The organism is Streptomyces sp. NPDC049954 (assembly GCF_040656295.1).
Classification (GTDB): domain Bacteria; phylum Actinomycetota; class Actinomycetes; order Streptomycetales; family Streptomycetaceae; genus Streptomyces.
Genome location: NZ_JBFALS010000004.1, coordinates 59,355 through 76,929, shown reverse-complemented (window position 1 = coordinate 76,929; position 17,575 = coordinate 59,355). Strand labels below are relative to the sequence as shown.

The 17,575-nt window shown below is 70.5% G+C and carries 15 protein-coding genes, 1 tRNA gene and 1 pseudogene; 7 read left to right on the top strand and 10 right to left on the bottom strand.

The genetic code is table 11. The annotated features are described in order from the left end of the window. Window positions 1–74: 74 nt before the first annotated feature. From AB0J21_RS09610 to AB0J21_RS09590, 5 genes and pseudogenes are all read right to left on the bottom strand, one after another. Window positions 75–767: pseudogene (locus AB0J21_RS09610) on the bottom strand (DUF5819 family protein); the annotation flags it as partial. 491 nt (window positions 768–1,258) lie between these two features. Beyond that, on the bottom strand, window positions 1,259–1,603 hold the full coding sequence (locus AB0J21_RS09605) for a rhodanese-like domain-containing protein (RefSeq protein ID WP_363145301.1): 345 nt from the start codon (window positions 1,601–1,603) through the stop codon (window positions 1,259–1,261). 66 nt (window positions 1,604–1,669) lie between these two features. Further along, on the bottom strand, window positions 1,670–2,608 hold the full coding sequence (locus AB0J21_RS09600; protein ID WP_363145300.1) for a hypothetical protein: 939 nt from the start codon (window positions 2,606–2,608) through the stop codon (window positions 1,670–1,672). Window positions 2,609–2,714: 106 nt separating this feature from the next. After that, window positions 2,715–4,103, bottom strand: a complete 1,389-nt coding sequence (locus AB0J21_RS09595) for a DUF2252 domain-containing protein (RefSeq protein ID WP_363145726.1) — start codon at window positions 4,101–4,103, stop codon at window positions 2,715–2,717. A gap of 355 nt (window positions 4,104–4,458) precedes the next feature. Further along, window positions 4,459–4,914 carry a helix-turn-helix domain-containing protein gene (locus tag AB0J21_RS09590; protein WP_363145299.1) on the bottom strand — a complete coding sequence of 152 codons (456 nt, stop codon included), beginning with the start codon at window positions 4,912–4,914 and terminating at the stop codon, window positions 4,459–4,461. Window positions 4,915–5,046: 132 nt separating this feature from the next. On the opposite strand from AB0J21_RS09590, the gene AB0J21_RS09585 reads away from it, so the two are divergent. After that, entirely contained in the window at window positions 5,047–5,694 is a 648-nt protein-coding gene (locus tag AB0J21_RS09585; protein ID WP_363145298.1) for an NAD(P)H-dependent oxidoreductase, read from the top strand. Between the two features lie 336 nt (window positions 5,695–6,030). Here the strand turns inward: AB0J21_RS09585 and AB0J21_RS09580 are convergent. Beyond that, window positions 6,031–6,114: transfer RNA gene (locus tag AB0J21_RS09580), tRNA-Leu, on the bottom strand. Window positions 6,115–6,586: 472 nt separating this feature from the next. Between AB0J21_RS09580 and AB0J21_RS09575 the strand changes: the two genes are divergently transcribed. The 6 genes from AB0J21_RS09575 to pknB all read left to right on the top strand — a co-directional run bounded on the left by AB0J21_RS09575 (window position 6,587) and on the right by pknB (window position 14,749). Next, entirely contained in the window at window positions 6,587–7,423 is an 837-nt protein-coding gene (locus AB0J21_RS09575; protein WP_363145297.1) for an FhaA domain-containing protein, read from the top strand. A gap of 10 nt (window positions 7,424–7,433) precedes the next feature. Next, window positions 7,434–7,952, top strand: coding sequence for an FHA domain-containing protein (locus AB0J21_RS09570; RefSeq protein WP_363145296.1), 519 nt, complete (start codon window positions 7,434–7,436; stop codon window positions 7,950–7,952). Between the two features lie 135 nt (window positions 7,953–8,087). After that, window positions 8,088–9,575: a protein phosphatase 2C domain-containing protein gene (locus AB0J21_RS09565; protein ID WP_363145725.1), complete on the top strand. Its 1,488-nt coding sequence runs from the start codon at window positions 8,088–8,090 to the stop codon at window positions 9,573–9,575. A 26-nt stretch (window positions 9,576–9,601) separates the two neighbouring features. Then, complete coding sequence (locus AB0J21_RS09560; RefSeq protein ID WP_363145295.1) at window positions 9,602–11,041, top strand: FtsW/RodA/SpoVE family cell cycle protein; 1,440 nt, start codon at window positions 9,602–9,604, stop codon at window positions 11,039–11,041. After that, window positions 11,038–12,501, top strand: coding sequence for a penicillin-binding protein 2 (locus AB0J21_RS09555; RefSeq protein WP_363145294.1), 1,464 nt, complete (start codon window positions 11,038–11,040; stop codon window positions 12,499–12,501). Before AB0J21_RS09560 ends, AB0J21_RS09555 begins: the two co-directional genes overlap by 4 nt. 271 nt (window positions 12,502–12,772) lie before the next feature. After that, the gene (gene pknB / locus AB0J21_RS09550; protein ID WP_363145293.1) at window positions 12,773–14,749 is read left to right on the top strand and encodes a Stk1 family PASTA domain-containing Ser/Thr kinase; all 1,977 of its coding nucleotides are present in this window, start codon (window positions 12,773–12,775) and stop codon (window positions 14,747–14,749) included. A gap of 201 nt (window positions 14,750–14,950) precedes the next feature. Here pknB and AB0J21_RS09545 read toward each other — a convergent pair whose 3' ends face one another. The 4 genes from AB0J21_RS09545 to AB0J21_RS09530 all read right to left on the bottom strand — a co-directional run bounded on the left by AB0J21_RS09545 (window position 14,951) and on the right by AB0J21_RS09530 (window position 17,549). Further along, window positions 14,951–15,601, bottom strand: coding sequence for a class E sortase (locus AB0J21_RS09545; RefSeq protein ID WP_363145724.1), 651 nt, complete (start codon window positions 15,599–15,601; stop codon window positions 14,951–14,953). 120 nt (window positions 15,602–15,721) lie between these two features. Further along, window positions 15,722–16,726: a class E sortase gene (locus AB0J21_RS09540; protein ID WP_363145292.1), complete on the bottom strand. Its 1,005-nt coding sequence runs from the start codon at window positions 16,724–16,726 to the stop codon at window positions 15,722–15,724. Next, window positions 16,723–17,376: an aminodeoxychorismate/anthranilate synthase component II gene (locus tag AB0J21_RS09535; protein ID WP_363145291.1), complete on the bottom strand. Its 654-nt coding sequence runs from the start codon at window positions 17,374–17,376 to the stop codon at window positions 16,723–16,725. The genes AB0J21_RS09540 and AB0J21_RS09535 overlap by 4 nt, the downstream gene beginning before the upstream one ends. Then, window positions 17,373–17,549, bottom strand: coding sequence for a hypothetical protein (locus AB0J21_RS09530; RefSeq protein WP_363145290.1), 177 nt, complete (start codon window positions 17,547–17,549; stop codon window positions 17,373–17,375). The genes AB0J21_RS09535 and AB0J21_RS09530 overlap by 4 nt, the downstream gene beginning before the upstream one ends. Between the last annotated feature and the right edge of the window lie 26 nt (window positions 17,550–17,575).

The window sequence follows — 17,575 nt, the reverse complement described above, 5'->3', positions numbered from 1 at the left end:
CCTTGCCTCTCCGTCTGCCTCTCCGTCGTACCGCCGGCCGGTCCCGGCCTCCGCGCTCCCGCCCTCGTGCGCGCTCATCGCGGAGTCCCCGGCGCCGGATAGGAGGCGGAAGGTGACGGAGCGGGGCCGGCTCCCGGCCGGTCCGCCACCGACACGTTCCACCAGGGCAGTTCACGGACGGCGGACCGCATCACGGCCGTCTCGGTGCTCCACTTCGGGAGCGGGACCGGGGTCGTACGGGCGCGCAGCCGCACCCGCTCCACCACGGCGTCCCGCCCGCCGGCCCGGGCCCGGTCCAGCCGCAGGACCCCGAGGCGCAGCAGGTAACGGGCCGACAGCTCACCGCGCAGTCCGTTCGGCCGCTCCTTCAGATCGTGCGAGGAGGCGTAGAAGTCCCAGGCCCTGCGCAGTTCGTTCTGCTGGGTGTGGCTCGGCACGGGGTTCCCCTCGATCGCGGCCCCGTCCTGCGCGGACAGGTCGTACCAGCCCGTCAGGAACGAACTCCCGTCCGCCCGCCGCCCCTCGGCCCGCGCCTGCACCGAGACGTTCTGCTGAAGGGGGTTGGGCGCGAACAGCTTCCAGTTCTGCTCGAACTCCGGGTACATCCACGCCCCGATGGTCTTCGCGTGCCGTTTGCTCACGGTGTTGGGCGGCGCCACGTGCAGGAACACCATGCCGAGATGGACGAGGGCGAACACGGCGGCCGTCGCGAGGGCCAGCGCGCCCAGCACGCGGTACGGAAGCGCCAGCGCGGCCAGACCACCGGGACGGGGACCCCCCTCGCGGTAGGCCGGCGACGGGGACGGGTCCGGAGGGGGCGCGGGCGGGGAACCAGAAGCGCGGGCGGATTCGTGCGAGGCGGCGGGTGCGCTCGACGGACGGAAGGGACGAGACGGACGGAAGGGACGAGACGGCTGGGACGGCGAGGCGGGCGACGCGGGCGAAGCCTCCGGCGTCGATGAGGGCGCGGCCGCCTCACGCGCCCCGGGCACGGTCTCGCTCGCCCCGCCGCCGTCACCCTCGTACGCGTTCATCCCGCTCCCGCGCTCCGCGCTGAACTCGTCGGTCACCGGGCTGACACCTTACGGCCCCGGGCCGGGACGAGCGGCGGGAACGGCTCTCGCGGGAACCCGCACACGGCACCCCCACGTCCCGTCCGCAGGAGCCGCAAGAGCCCGTGTCGCCTGACGGGGTCCCGGAGGGCGCGTACGCCCCCCACCGAGGGCCGACGCGCGACACCCCACGGCGGGCTCCGCGCTCACATGACGAAGCCGGCGCCGCCCTTGTCGTCCACCACCGGCTTGCCCGCCGCCTCCCACGCCTGCATACCGCCCTCGACGTTGACGGCGTCCAGGCCCTGCTGGGCGAGGTACATCGTGACCTGCGCGGAACGGCCCCCGGAGCGGCAGATGACGTTGACCTTGGCGTCCTGCGGGGCCGCCTCCGTCAGCTCGCCGTAGCGCGCGACGAAGTCGCTCATCGGGATGTGCAGCGCTCCCTCGGCGTGACCCGCCTGCCATTCGTCGTCCTCACGGACGTCCAGCAGGAAATCGTCGTCCGACAGCTCACCGACACCGACACTGGGCAAAGATCCGAAATGCATGGGTGAGACGCTACCCGAAGGCCACCCCCGGCCCCGGCCGAGGAACAGCGCCCGGCCGGGCGGTCGCTAGACCACGCCGCCCTCTCCCCCGTGCCCGTCGCCTGGCGCGTCGGCCTGCGGATCACCCGCGCCACCGTCGTCCCCGGCCGGGGCCACGGCGGCGGACACGAGCGAGGCCAGTTCCCGTTCCCGCTCCGCGACCTGCGCGAGCAGTTGTTCGGCCACCTCGTCCAGCAGCCGGTCCGGGTCGTCGGGGGCCAGCTTGAGCATGGAACCGATCGCCCCCTCCTCCAGCTCCCGGGCGACCGCGCTCAGCATCTCCTTGCGCTGGGCCAGCCACTCCAGCCGTGCGTACAGCTCCTCGCTGCGCCCGAAACGGTCCTGCTCGGGGACGGGACCGGCCTCCCACTCGGCGGACAGTTCACGCAACCGCGCCTCGTCACCGCGCGCGTAGGCCGTCGTGACCCGGCTGATGAAGTCGTCGCGCCGGGCCCGCTCCTTCTCGTCCTGCACCAGGTCGGGGTGCGCCTTGCGGACGAGTTCCCGGTACAGCGCGCGGGCCTCCTCGCTCGGCCGTACCCGCTCGGGCGGCCGCACCGGCTGGTCCGTGAGCATCGCGGCGGCCTCCGGCCACAGCCCCTCGGAGCCCATCCACCCGTGGAACAGCTCCTCAACCCCGGGCATCGGCAGGACCTGGGCCCGCGCCTCCGCGGCCCGCCTGCGGTCCTCGGCGTCGCCGGAGCGCTCGGCGCGGGCCTCGGCGATGAGCGCGTCGAGTTCGTCGAGCCGCGAGTACATGGGCCCGAGCCGCTGGTGGTGGAGCCGGGAGAAGTTCTCGACCTCCACACGGAAGGTCTCGACCGCGATCTCGTACTCGATGAGGGCCTGCTCGGCGACGCGGACCGCCCGTTCGAGACGGTCCTCCGGCCGCGCCTCGCCCGACGGCGTGGAGGGCGTGTCACCTGAAGGAGCGGAATGCGTGGGATCGGCTTCCGGGATGGTCACCCGACCAGCGTAGGGCACGCTCCGGCCTCGCCGGGAAGACGACGGCCGAGGGGCCGGCCCACGGCGCCCCCGGCCTCCGCCGCCCCGCGGCCGTCCGGCTGCCGCGCTACACGCCGCTCTCCGCCGCGACCTTCCCGAGGCGCACCGCCTCGACAAGGTGGGCGTGGTCCACCTCGGTACGGTCCGCGTAGGCGACGGCGAAACGTCCCACGGCCTCCTCGAAGCGCTCGCTCTTCCCGCAGTACCCGGCGATCACCCGGGGATCGGCGCTGTGCGCGTGGGCCCGCGCGAGCAGCGCCCCGGTCATCCGCCCGTAGTCGTCGAGCTGCCCGGGAGCCAGGGCGACGGGATCCACGCTGCCCTTGCGATTGCGGAACTGCCGCACCTGGAAGGGCCGGCCGTCCAGCGTCGTCCAGCCGAGCAGGGTGTCGCTCACCACCTGCATCCGCTTCTGCCCGAACACCACGCGCCGCCCCTCGTGCTCCACCGGGGCCGGAGCGAACCCCACGCCCGCGAGGTGCGGAGCGAGCGCGGACCGCCGGGCCTCCTTGACCTGGAGCACCAGCGGCTCGCCCCTGTGGTCGAGCAGCAGCGCGACGTACGAGCGGGTCCCGACGCTTCCCGTCCCGACGACGCGGAAGGCGACATCGTGCACGGCGTGGCGGGCCAGCAGCGGCAGCCGGTCCTCGGGGAGGGTCTCCAGGTACGTGCCGAGGGCGAGCACGACGGCGGCCGCCTCCTCGTCCGGCACCCGGCGCAGTACCGGCAGGGCGTCCACGAAACGACGTCCGCCCTCGGGCGGCGCCTCCGTCGACTTGGCGGCGAAGCGCGCACTCGTATTGCGCCGCGCCTTGTCGGAGACCTTGCGCAGGGTGCCGACGACGTCCTTCGCGTCGGCGTGCGAGACGAGCCGCTCGTCGGCGATCGCGTGCCACGCGTCGAGCACCGGAAGCTTCGCGAGCATCCGCATCGTGCGCCGGTAGGAGCCCACCGCGTCCCGCGCCGCCCCCGCGCAGACGTCCTCTCCGGCTCCGGCCTCCCGGCCCGCCAGGACGAGCGAGGCGGCGAGCCGCTTCACGTCCCACTCCCAGGGCCCGCGCACGGTCTCGTCGAAGTCGTTGAGGTCGATGACCAGCCCGCCGCGCGCGTCCCCGTACAGACCGAAGTTCCCGGCGTGCGCGTCCCCGCATATCTGCGCACCCACGCCGGTGACCGGGGTGCGGGCCAGGTCGTACGCCATGAGTCCGGCGGCACCCCGCAGAAAGGCGAAGGGGCTCGCGGCCATCCGCCCGGCGCGTATCGGCGTCAGCTCGGGCAGCCGCCCCCGGTTGGACTCCTCCATGGCCGCCACCGCGTCGGGCCGCCCCACGTCGATCGTCAGCAGGTCGTGCGCGCCGCGCGGCACCGCCTCGCGAAGCCCTTTGCCGTACACCTTGGGGGAATCCCCGACGCCCCGCCCGGACGGCCGGGAGGCGAACCCGGCCACCTCGGGTATGCGCGGGGACGCCCCGGTAACAGCGCCCGCCCCCGCACCGCAATCCGTGCCGGTACCGGCGCCCGCCCCGGAACTTGCACCCGTACCCGCGTCTACACCGGAACCCGTACCCGCCCCCGCACCGGTAGCCGTCCGGACCCTCGCCCCGACCCCCGGCACCGCCGTCCCGCCGACCGGACGGCCGACCGTCGAACCCGTCACCTCAGTCATGTTCCACGCCCCCTCGCTCCGAACGGCCGCACCCTACGCCCTCCGGGACGCCACGGAGCTGGGCAGTGCCCCCATGTTTCACGTGAAACATGGGGGCACTTGATGGACCTCGAAAGAGCGGGGTGAGGGCGAGGAGGCCGCCCCCTCAGCAGACGGCGTCCCCTTCGGCACGCCGTCGGTTCTCCGCCACCGCCCTGGTCGCCGCATTCGCCTCGGTACAGGGGTTGCGGCCCTCGTCGTCCAGCAGATGCGCCTCGGCCCACTGGGCCAGCTCCTGGAGCGCGGGACCGAGAGCGACGCCCGCCTCCGTCGCCCGGTAGACGACTCGCAGCGGCGGCCCCTCGTCCACTTCCCGTACGACGAGGCCCGCCGAGGCCAGCTCGCTGAGCCGGTCGGAGAGCATGCGCTCACTGATGCCGGGGATGGCCCGCCGCAGCTCGGAGAAGTGCACGGGCTGCTGCAGGAGCACGGAGACGATCGGCCCGGACCAGCGCTTGCCGAGCAGACCGAACACCAGCGTGATGCTCCGGTCCACCTGGCTGCACGGCTGCGTGCCCGCCCCGCCGACGCCTTCGTCCGAGTACTCCCCGATTCCGACCATGCCTCCAGGCTACTGCCCACAAAGTCGTAGGTGAAAAAAAGTAAGTAGCTGTGTTATCAATAGCTACGTACGGAACCACCGCGACACCGACGCCGCCCAGCCGGTGCCACGTCCCCCTTTCTGGAGATCCCCATGGCCACGCTTCTGCACATCGACTCCTCGCTCTTCCCGCAGGGCTCCGCGTCCCGCGAGGTCACCGCCGCCTTCGTCAAGAGCTGGCAGGAGGCCCACCCCGACGGCACGGTCGTCTACCGCGACCTCGCCACCACCCCGGCCCCGCACCTGGACTGGAACGCCATCTCCGCGGACTTCACGGCCCCGGCCGAGCGCACCGAGGCGCAGAACGCCGCCGTCACGGCACGCGAGGAGCTGGTCGCCGAGCTGGAGGCCGCCGACGCGGTGCTCCTGGGCGCCCCGATGTACAACTTCACGATCCCCTCGACGCTCAAGGCATGGCTCGACCAGGTGATCGTCGTCGGCCGCACCGGCGGGGACAACGGCACCGTCAAGGGCCTGCCGATCACCGTCGTCGCCAGCCGCGGCGGCTCCTACGCGCCCGGCACCCCGCGCGAGAACTTCGAGTACGTGCAGAACTACCTGGAGTCGGTGCTCACCGGAATGCTCGGCGCCGAGGTCGACTTCATCGTCCCCGAGCTGACCCTCGCCCCGGTCAAGGAGGAGATGGCCGCCCTGCGCCCGCTCGCCGAGGCCAGCCGCGTCAAGGCCCACGAGGACGCCGACACCAAGGCCCGCGCCCTGGCCGCCCGCCTCAGCGCCTGACCCACCCGGGCCTCAACGCCTGAACCACCGCACCACCCGTACCCCGAAGGCCCGCGCGACCGGATCGCGCGGGCCTTCGGGGTACGGACAACCGGGGCGGGACACGCGTAGGACCTGTGAGACCTTCCTCACACCGCGATCACGAAGACGAGGAGGAAGACGCGAGGAGAAAGAGACCGGGAAAGGGAGAGCGAGAGAAGGGCGGAGACCGGGCCGCCCACAACGAGCAGCGGATCTACGGCAGGACAAGGCCGAGGGCAAGAAAAAAGCGGGCCCACCGAGATCGGTGGGCCCGCTTCTTCGAAGCGTTCGGACATCGCGTGCGATGTCCCGCTGTGCGCGAGGGGGGAGTTGAACCCCCACGCCCTTTCGGGCACTGGAACCTGAATCCAGCGCGTCTGCCTATTCCGCCACCCGCGCATGGGTGTTGTCTCCGGGTTGACCCCCTCCGCTGTGCGGTGGGAGCGCCTTTCGACATCTGAAGATTAGCACGGTGCGCCGGGTGGATTCACCTCGCTAAGGGCGGGGCACCCGGAGCCGGGACCGCGCCCCTCCGCCACCCCCGACCTGGCGCCCGGCGGTTCCCGGGGCGCTCCCGGCCGCTTCCCGGCCCCCTCTCCGCACCGGCAGGAGTGTGTCCTCACGCAGGTGGGGGACACTGGGCTCAGAGCGGCCTTACGATCCCAGTTCCAGGGGCCCCGTCCCCGGAGCACGCGATCCCTCAACCAGGGGGCGCGGCAACGGATTCGGGCTTCGGCGGGGCTTCGCGCGGGGACGTCTTGTGAGAGGCGACACTCGTCGCTCCGGCCGCCAGGGGGAACCACCCGTTTTCCCGGCGCGTGGATACGATCAGTAAGCAGTATCAGGACGGCAGCGGAGAAGGAGGTGCCTCATGGGAGTCATGAAACGGTTCGAGCAGCGCCTCGAAGGTCTGGTCAACGGCACCTTCGCCAAGGTCTTCAAGTCCGAGGTGCAGCCCGTCGAGATCGCCGGCGCCCTGCAGCGCGAGTGCGACAACAACGCGACGATCTGGAACAGGGACCGCACCGTGGTCCCCAACGACTTCATCGTCGAGCTGAGCACCCCGGACTTCGAGCGGCTGAGCCCCTACTCCGGCCAGCTCAGCGACGAGCTCGCCGGTATGGTCCGCGACTACGCCAAGCAGCAGCGCTACACCTTTATGGGGACCATCAAGGTCCATCTGGAGAAGGCCGACGATCTGGACACCGGCCTCTACCGGGTCCGCAGCCGCACCCTGGCCTCCAGCACCTCCCAGGGCCCGCAGGGCGGCCAGGCCCCGCAGGGCCCCCCGCCGAGCGCGGCTCCCGGCGGGTACGGCTACCCGCCGCAGCCCGTCTCCGCACCGCCGATGCCCGCGGGGCCGCCGCCCGGTCGCCCGCACGCGGCGCCCGCCGGCCGTCCCACCCCCGCTCCGCCGCCCGGTGGCCGCACCAGGCACTGGGTGGAGATCAACAACAATCGGCACCAGATCACCCGCCCGACGCTGGTGCTGGGCCGCAGCACCGAAGCCGACGTGCGGATCGACGACCCCGGCGTCTCCCGCCGGCACTGCGAGATCCGGACCGGAACGCCCTCGACGATCCAGGATCTCGGGTCCACCAACGGCATCGTGGTGGACGGGCAGCACACCACCCGCGCTACGCTCCGCGACGGCTCGCGGATCGTCGTGGGCAACACGACCATCGTTTATCGGCAAGCCGAAGGGTGAAGCGGGGGCAATGTCAGAGCTGACCCTGACGGTCATGCGGCTGGGTTTCCTGGCTGTTCTGTGGCTGTTCGTCATCGTGGCCGTCCAGGTCATCCGCAGCGACCTGTTCGGCACACGTGTCACACAGCGCGGATCGCAGCGCAGGTCCCAGCGGGGCGACACCCGGGCCCAGCAGCCCCGGGCCGCCGCCACCCCGCCCCCGCAGCGCCAGCAGGCAGGCCGCCAGCGGCGGGGCGCCCCCACCAAACTGATCGTCTCCGAAGGCACCTTGACGGGCACCACGGTCGCCCTCCAGGGCCAGACCATCAGCCTCGGCAGGGCGCACGACTCCACGATCGTGCTGGACGACGACTACGCCTCCAGCAGGCATGCCAGGATCTACCCGGACCACGACGGTCAGTGGATCGTCGAGGACCTCGGTTCCACCAACGGCACGTACTTGGACCGGACCAGGCTCACCGCACCGACCCCGGTGCCCCTGGGCGCGCCGATCCGCATCGGCAAGACCGTGATCGAGCTGCGGAAGTAGTACGACAATGAGCGAGCGGAGCGAGCGAGCCGCGGCGGTCCTCTACTCGGACCAGTCCGTGCTCCCGACCGGAGGGTGGGCAGTGTGGCTCGACAGGATCGGTTGTCCCCGGAACAGCCGACGGGCGAGGTGCGTATGAGCCTGTCCCTGCGCTTCGCCGCCGGATCGCACAAGGGGATGATCCGCCCGGGCAACGAGGACTCGGGCTACGCGGGCCCCCGCCTGCTCGCCATCGCTGACGGCATGGGCGGCGCCGCCGCCGGTGAGGTCGCCAGTTCCGAGGTCATCTCGACCCTCGTGGACCTCGACGACGAGATCCCCGGCTCCGACATCCTCACCTCGCTGGGCGCGGCCGTGCAGCGCGCCAACGACCAGTTGCGCGTGATGGTCGAGGAGGACCCGCAACTGGAGGGCATGGGCACGACGCTCACCGCCCTGCTGTGGACCGGGCAGCGCCTCGGCCTCGTCCACGTCGGCGACTCCCGCGCCTACCTGCTGCGCGACGGCGTCCTGACCCAGATCACCCAGGACCACACCTGGGTGCAGCGGCTCGTGGACGAGGGCCGGATCACCGAGGAGGAGGCCACCACCCACCCGCAGCGCTCCCTGCTGATGCGCGCGCTGGGCAGTGGCGACCACGTGGAACCGGATCTCTCGATCCGCGAGGTGCGGGCCGGCGACCGGTACCTGATCTGCTCGGACGGGCTCTCCGGCGTCGTCAGCCACCAGACGATGGAAGAGACCCTCGCGAGCTACCAGGGCCCGCAGGCGACCGTGCAGGACCTGATCCAGCTCGCGCTGCGCGGTGGCGGCCCCGACAACATCACGGTGATCATCGCCGACGTCCTGGACGTCGACCATTCCGACACCCTCGCCGGGGCGCTCAACGACACCCCGGTCGTGGTCGGCGCGGTCGCCGAGAACCAGCACCAGCAGCACGACGACGGCGCCATGCAGACCCCGGCGGGCCGCGCCTCGGGCCTCGGCCGGCCGGTCCCGCCGCAGGGCGGCTTCGGCGCTCCCGGCAGCGGCGAGACCCCCGCGTACGCCCCCGAGGGGGACTACGACGAATGGGCCGAGGGCGGCTACGACAAGCCCCGCTCCGGCCGCAAGTGGATCGGGCGGTCCCTGTGGACCGTGCTCGCCCTCGCGATCATCGGCGGCGGTCTGTACGGCGGTTACCGCTGGACCCAGACCCAGTACTACGTCGGGGTCCAGGACGAGCACGTCGCGCTGTACCGGGGCATCAGCCAGGACCTGGGCTGGATCGACCTCTCGAAGGTCTCGAAGAACCACCCCGAGATCGAACTCAAGTACCTGCCGCCGTACCAGAAGAAGCAGGTCGAGAACACGATCACCGAGGGCAGCCGCGACGCCGCCCAGAAGAAGATCGCCGAACTGGAGCTTCAGGCCAACGCCTGCCAGAAGGACGAGCAGCGCCGCGCCGCGCAGGAGAAGAACGACGCGGCCGCCGAGAAGAGCAAGAAGGACGACGACTCCGCCGCGTCCGGCAAGTCCTCCGGGGCCACGAACCCGAAGCCCAAGACCACACCGAGTCCTACGCCCGGCCCCAGCCTCTCGGAGGAAGAGCAGAAGCTGGTCCCGCTGTGCGGTAAGCAGTAAGCAGCCGTTGGGGGCCGTTCCACGTCATGAGCAGTAGCACCACACACACGTCCACGATCGGTTCGATCGGCGCCCCGAGCCGCCGCAACACCGAACTCGCCCTCCTGGTCTTCGCCGTCGTCATCCCCGTGTTCGCCTACGCGAACGTGGGGCTGGCGATCGACGGCAAGATGCCCACGGGGCTGCTCGGCTACGGCCTCGGCCTCGGACTGCTCGCGGGCGTCGCGCACCTCGTGGTCCGCCGGTACGCCGCGTACGCCGACCCGCTGATGCTTCCGCTCGCGACGCTGCTCAACGGCCTCGGGCTCGTCATCATCTGGCGGCTGGACCAGTCGGAGCGGCTCCAGGACCTCGCCAAGCTCCAGTTCGGCTCCTTCAGCCCCTCGGCGCCCAACCAGCTGATGTACTCGGCGATCGGCATCGCGCTGTTCGTCGGCGTCCTGATGCTGCTCAAGGACCACCGCGTCCTGCAGCGCTACACGTACATCTCGATGGTGGGCTCCCTCGTCCTCCTCCTGCTGCCGCTCGTGCCGGGGCTGGGCATGAACGTCTTCGGCGCGAAGATCTGGATCCACATCGGCGGTTTCTCCATCCAGCCCGGTGAGTTCGCGAAGATCGTCATCGCGATCTTCTTCGCCGGCTACCTGATGGTGAAGCGGGACGCGCTGGCGCTGGCCAGCCGCCGGTTCATGGGGCTGTACCTGCCGCGCGGCCGCGACCTCGGCCCGATCATCGTGGTCTGGGTCGTGTCGATCCTGATCCTTGTCTTCGAGACCGACCTCGGTACCTCGCTGCTGTTCTTCGGCATGTTCGTCGTGATGCTGTACGTCGCGACCGAACGCACCAGCTGGATCGTCTTCGGCCTGCTGATGTCCGCGGTCGGCGCGGTCGGCGTCGCCTCCTTCGAACCGCACGTCGAGAGCCGGGTCCAGGCCTGGCTCGACCCGATGCACGAGTACGCGCTCAGCCGCCAGGGCGTGGGCGGGCACTCCGAGCAGGCCATGCAGGCGCTGTGGTCCTTCGGCTCCGGCGGCGTGCTCGGCACGGGCCTCGGCCAGGGCAACTCGGACCTGATCAAGTTCGCCGCCAACTCAGACTTCGTCCTCGCCACCTTCGGCGAGGAACTGGGCCTCGCGGGCATCATGGCGATCCTGCTGATCTACGGCCTGATCGTGGAGCGGGGGCTGCGTACCGCACTGGCCGCGCGCGACCCCTTCGGCAAGCTGCTCGCGGCCGGGCTCTCCGGCGCCTTCGCGATCCAGGTCTTCGTCGTCGCCGGTGGCGTCATGGGGCTCATCCCGCTGACCGGTATGACGATGCCCTTCCTCGCGTACGGAGGTTCCTCCGTCATCGCGAACTGGGCGCTCATCGGCATCCTGCTACGGATCAGCGACACCGCCCGGCGCCCGGCACCCGCGCCCGCGCCCTCCCCCGACGCCGAGATGACCCAGGTGGTCCGACCGTGAACAAGCCGCTGCGCCGGATCGCCATCTTCTGCGGGCTCCTCGTCCTGGCCCTGCTCATCCGCGACAACTGGCTTCAGTACGTCCAGGCCGACTCGCTCCAGAAGGACGACGCCAACCCGCGGATCGCCATCGACCGCTACGCCCAGCCGCGCGGGGACATCATCGTCGACGGGAAGCCGGTCACCGGTTCCGTCGCGACGGATGGCACCGACCTCAAGTACAAGCGCACGTGGAAGGACGGGCCCATGTGGGCCCCGGTCACCGGGTACGCCTCCCAGCTGATCGGCACGACCCAGATCGAGAGCCTGGAGGACGACATCCTCACAGGCAACGACGACCGGCTCTTCTTCCGCCGCACGCTCGACATGCTGACCGGGAAGAAGAAGCAGGGCGGCAACGTCGTCACCACGATCAACGCGGACGCGCAGAAGGCCGCGTACGACGGGCTGAAGGCGCGCGGCAAGGGCGCGGTCGCCGCGATCGACCCGTCCACGGGGGCGATCCTCGCGCTGGCCTCGACGCCGTCCTACGACCCCTCGTCCTTCGCCGGCATCACCACCAAGGACGGCAACACCTTCTCCAAGCTCGACAAGGACAAGGACAAGCCCCTCCTGAACCGCGCCCTGCGCGAGACCTACCCGCCCGGTTCGACGTTCAAGATCGTGACGGCCGCGGCGGCGCTGGAGAGCGGCAAGTACACCGACATCGACGCGCCCACCGACACCCCGCTGCCCTGGATCATGCCGGGGACCAAGACGCCGCTGCCGAACGAGGGGCCCATCCCTTGCAAGAACGCGACGCTGCGGGTCGCTCTCCAGGTCTCGTGCAACACCGTCTTCGGCAAGATCGGTGCCGACCTCGGCAACGACAAGATGGTGGAGGAGGCCGAGAAGTTCGGCTTCAACCAGCAGCAGTTCGTCCCGGTCCGCTCGAATGCCTCCAACTTCTCCAAGGACATGAACGACTCACAGGTCGCGCTGTCCTCGATCGGCCAGTTCAACACCGCGGCGACCCCGCTCCAGATGGCCATGGTCGCCTCGGCCGTCGCCAACGACGGCAAGCTCATGGAGCCGTACATGGTCCGCGAGCTCCAGGCGCCGAACCTCGACACGATCGAGAAGCACGAGCCGAAGGAGATGAGCCGGCCGCTGAGCGAGGAGAACGCGCAGAAGCTCCAGTCGATGATGGAGACGGTGACCGAGAAGGGCACCGGAACCGCGGCCCGCATCCCCGGCGTCACAGTGGGCGGCAAGACCGGTACCGCGCAGCACGGCGAGAACAACAGCGAGAAGCCCTACGCCTGGTACCTCAGCTACGCGAAGACCGACCAGGGCTCCCCGGTCGCCGTCGCCGTCGTGGTCGAGGACGACGCGGCCACCTCGCGCCAGGACGTCTCCGGTGGCGGTCTCGCCGCGCCGATCGCCAAGTCCGTCATGGAGGCCGTGCTCGGCAAGAAGTGAGGCGGCGATGAGCGGATGGTGACCGTTCGGTAGCCGAGGGATGACCGAACGTATCGCCGCAAAGCGCACGGAAGTCGGGGCAATGCGGACGCTCAGGACGTGAACCCGGTCACCCGTCCCCGGTAACCGCGCACGTGGCGGTACCGGTCCGATATCAGCTTGACGATCGGGGCCGGGGCCCGCACGGCGGGACGGGTACGGTATGCCGGACAGCACACCGCCGGACCACACACGGGTGCGGTCGGGATCGACGGAGAGGGCTGGATTAGCTATGGAAGAGCCGCGTCGCCTCGGCGGCCGGTACGAGCTGGGGCACGTGCTCGGCCGCGGTGGCATGGCCGAGGTCTACCTGGCCCACGACACCCGCCTGGGCCGCACGGTCGCGGTCAAGACGCTCCGGGTCGATCTCGCTCGTGACCCGTCGTTCCAGGCCCGCTTCCGTCGTGAGGCCCAGTCCGCCGCCTCACTCAACCACCCGGCGATCGTCGCCGTCTACGACACCGGCGAGGACTACGTCGACGGTGTCTCCATCCCGTACATCGTGATGGAGTACGTGGACGGCTCGACCCTGCGCGAGCTGCTGCACTCCGGCCGCAAACTGCTGCCCGAGCGGTCGATGGAGATGACCATCGGCATCCTCCAGGCCCTGGAGTACTCGCACCGCGCGGGCATCGTCCACCGCGACATCAAGCCGGCCAACGTCATGCTGACCCGCAACGGCCAGGTCAAGGTCATGGACTTCGGCATCGCCCGCGCCATGGGCGACTCCGGCATGACGATGACGCAGACCGCCGCGGTCATCGGCACCGCGCAGTACCTGTCCCCCGAGCAGGCCAAGGGCGAGACCGTCGACGCCCGCTCCGACCTGTACTCGACCGGCTGCCTGCTGTACGAACTGCTGACGGTACGGCCGCCCTTCGTGGGGGACTCCCCGGTCGCGGTCGCCTACCAGCACGTGCGGGAGGAGGCGCAGTCACCGAGCGTCTTCGACCCCGAGATCACGCCCGACATGGACGCCATCGTCCTGAAGGCGCTCGTGAAGGACCCCGACTACCGCTACCAGTCGGCGGACGAGATGCGGGCCGACATCGAGGCCCTGCTCGACGGCCGCCCGGTCGGTGCGACCGCCGCCCTGGGCATGGCCGGCATGGGCGCGCCGGGCGGATACGGCGGCGGCTACGGCGGGGACCAGCCGACGACGGCGATGGGCGCGCAGAACGGCGGAGCCACCTCGATGCTCCCGCCCGTCAACGCGGACGACGGCGGCTACGGCTACGACGAACCGCGCGGCCGGCGCCGGCAGCCGCAGAAGAACAACCACACCTCGACGATCCTGCTGGTGGTCGCCGGCATCCTCGTCCTGGTGGGCGCCGTCGTGCTGGGCATGCATATGTTCGGCGGCAACGACAACGGCGGCGACAGCTCACTCAAGGCGCCGAACTTCGTGGGCCAGACGGTGAACCAGGCGCGTGAGATGGCCACCAACGTCGACCTCAAGATCAAGACCGTCAAGGACACCTGCAAGGACCAGCCGAGGAACCGCGTGTGCTCGCAGGACCCGGCGGCCGACGCCGAGGTGCAGAAGAACGACACGGTGACCCTGACGGTGTCGACGGGGGCGCCGAAGGAGACCGTCCCGGACGTCACGGGCCTGTCCTTCGACAAGGCCGAGAGCAAGCTCACCAAGCTCGGCTTCAAGGTGGACCAGAAGTCCGCCGAGTCGGAGCAGAAGGCGGGCAATGTCATCGACCAGGACCCGCCCGGCGACACCGACCTCGCCATCGGCAAGACGATCACGCTGACGATCGCCAAGCCCAAGCAGATGTCGACCGTTCCTGACGTCAGCAACAAGAACTGCGACGACGCCACGGCCCTGCTGGAGACGGCCGGGCTGAAGGCGAACTGCGCCCCGGAGGAGAACGACACGGTCGACGAGGGCCTGGTCTTCTCGCAGACCCCGCAGCCGAACACGGAGGCCGACCCGGGTTCGGTCGTGTACCTGAAGACGGCGAAGAAGCCCGAGGAACAACCTGAGAAGGTCAAGATCCCGGACGACATCCGCAACAAGACGCTCCAGGAAGTCCAGGGCATCCTCGGCGGTCTCGGCCTCCAGGTGAACGTCCAGCCCGGCCTGCCGGGGGAGCCGGACGCCAAGGTGATCAACACCGACCCGGCCCCGGGCAGCGAGGTGGACAAGAACACCCCCGTCACCGTCCAGACCCTGCCGGGCGGGCTGATGGGCGGCTGACCGGCGAGGTACAGCCGGTCGTCTCACCCGCCTGAGCGACATGGAGGGGCCCGGTCACCGTTGCGGTGACCGGGCCCCTCCATGTTTCACGTGAAACATACCCGTATGCCGTGTGTCCCGATGTTTCACGTGAAACATCGGGACACACGGCATACGGGACATACGACATCGGGACTCGTGGCCTACGGGCTCAGCGCACGCTCAGCGCAGTTCCGGCGGAGGGGTGCGCTTGCTGTCGACCTTGTCGATCCGCTCCAGCTTGCCCCAGACGATGTAGCGGTACGTCGAGGTGTACACCGGGGTGCAGGTCGTCAGGGTGATGTAGCGGCCCTTGGCCTTGACACCGGAGCCGGTCGGGACGGCGCCGAGGACCTTGACGTTGTACTTCGAGGTCTCGGGGAGGGTCGCGAAGACCTTGTAGACGTACCAGCGGTCCTTGGCCTCGAAGACGATCGGGTCGCCGTCCTTGAGCTTGTCGATGTTGTGGAACTTGGCGCCGTGGCCGTCACGGTGGGCGGCGAGCGTGAAGTTCCCCGAGGAGTCCTGGGGCAGGGCCGATTTCACGGGTTCCGTGTAGTAGCCGGCCACCCCGTTGTTGAGGATGCTGGTCTCCGTGCCCTTCTTGACCAGGACCTCGCCGTTGTCCATGGCCGGGACGTGCAGGAAGCCGATGCCGTCCTTGGTGTCGAGGGCGCCGGGACCGGATTCCCCCTGGGCCCAGTGGTCCCGCACCTGATCGCCCTGCTTTCCGGCCTCCCGGTCGGCGATCACGTTGGTCCACCACAGCGAGTAGGCGACGAACAGGCCGAGGACCAGACCAGCGGTGATGAGCAGTTCGCCGAGGAAGCTGATGAACCCGGCGACCCTGCCGCGCCCGGACGGACGGCCGCCGCCCGACGGAAGAACCTCGGTCTCGTCTTCGTGGTCCCTGGTCGCTACCACCGTGTGTGCCCCGTTCCTTCGCGCCGTGCGCTACAGCAGCGCATCCGGCTTTCCCTTGCTGCGCGGCCGTTCCTCGACCATCTTGCCCCAGACGATCATTCGATACGTACTGGTGAATTCCGGGGTGCAGGTCGTCAGCGTGATGTAGCGGCCCGGCTTCGTGAAGCCCGAGCCGGTCGGCACCGGACGCAGGACCGCCGTGTTCGCGGGCGAAGTCTGCGGAAGGATGCTGGTCATCCGGTAGACGTAGTAGGTGTCCTGCGTCTCGACCACGATCGGATCGCCCGGTTTGAGCCGGTTGATGTACCGGAAGGGCTCCCCGTGGGTGTTGCGGTGCCCGGCGACGGCGAAGTTCCCCAGCTTGTCCTCGGGCATCGCGGTCTTCAGGCCGTCCTCCCCGTAGTGCCCGACCATCCCCTTGTCCAGGACGCTGTGCTTGTCGATGCCCTCGGCGATCGGGACGACCACGTCGAGGGTCGGCAGCGTCATGATCGCGAAGCCCTGCCCGGGGCGGAAGGCCCCCGGGGTGCGCTTCCCGTCGGCCCACTCGTCCTGGAGGTGGTGGGTCGCGCCGTTGGCCTGCTGATGGGCCCGGACGTTCGTCCACCACAGCTGGTAGGTGACGAAGAGGAGCATCACCACCCCGAGCGTGATGAACAGCTCGCCGAGGACCGCGCTGATCCGTGCGCCGGTGCTCGGCCTGCGGGCCCGCGCGGCCCGCCGCGCCTCGACCCGGCTGAGCGGGGTCTGGGCCGTCTCCGGAGAGGACGAGCCCTCCTCCGGCCCGCGGGGACGCCCTGCGGCCCTTCTGCGCCCGCCCGAGCCGCCCCGGGCACCTCGACGGCCACCCCGGCCCTGCGCGGCCTTGCGGCGGGCGGCACGGCCCTGCCCGGGGACGAGGGGCCCGGCGCCGGACGCCGTACCGCCGACCGCACGGCGGAGGTCCGCGGTCCGCAGGGCCACCGTCTCGTCGTCGGCGGGGAGGAGTGGCAGCACTTCCTGGCCCGCGTCACGCTCGGGCCGCAGCGCGGTCACGCCGTAGCCTTGCCCACCACCGGCGCGAGCCCCGCGGAGCGTGCGACCGCCCTGTCGTCCCCGCAGCCGGCGAGCCAGTTGGCGAGCATGAGGTGCCCGTGCTCGGTGAGCACGGACTCGGGGTGGAACTGGACGCCCTCGACCGGCAGATCACGGTGCCGGACACCCATGATGATCCCGTCACCGGTACGCGCGGTGACCTCCAGCGCGGCCGGGATCCCGGCCGGGTCGGCGGCCAGCGAGTGGTAGCGCGTGGCGGTGAACGGCGAGGGAAGGCCGGCGAACACGCCCTTCTCCTCGTGGAGCACCTCGGAGGTCTTCCCGTGCAGCAGCTCGGGGGCGCGGTCGACGACTCCGCCGTACGCCACGACCATCGACTGCATGCCGAGGCAGACCCCGAAGACCGGAAGCCCGGAGTCGGCGCAGTGCCGCACCATGTCCACGCAGACCCCGGCTCGCTCGGGGGTGCCGGGGCCGGGGGAGAGCAGCACCCCGCCGAAACGCTCGCGGCGCGCGTCGGCGACGCTCACCTCGTCGTTCCTGAGCACCTCGCACTCGGCGCCGAGCTGGTAGAGGTACTGGACGAGGTTGAAGACGAAGCTGTCGTAGTTGTCCACGACCAGGATGCGGGCGGGGGTGGCGCTGTTCATCGGACGGCTCCCATCCCCTGGTCGACGGTCACGTCGTTGAACGGGAGCAGCGGCTCCGCCCAGGGAAAGACGTACTGGAAGAGGAGGTAGACCACCGCGCAGGCGAGGACCAGGGAGAGCAGGGCCTTGATCCACACGTTCCCCGGCAGATGCCGCCAGATCCACCCGTACATGCCGCCCCTACTTGCCGTTGCCGAAG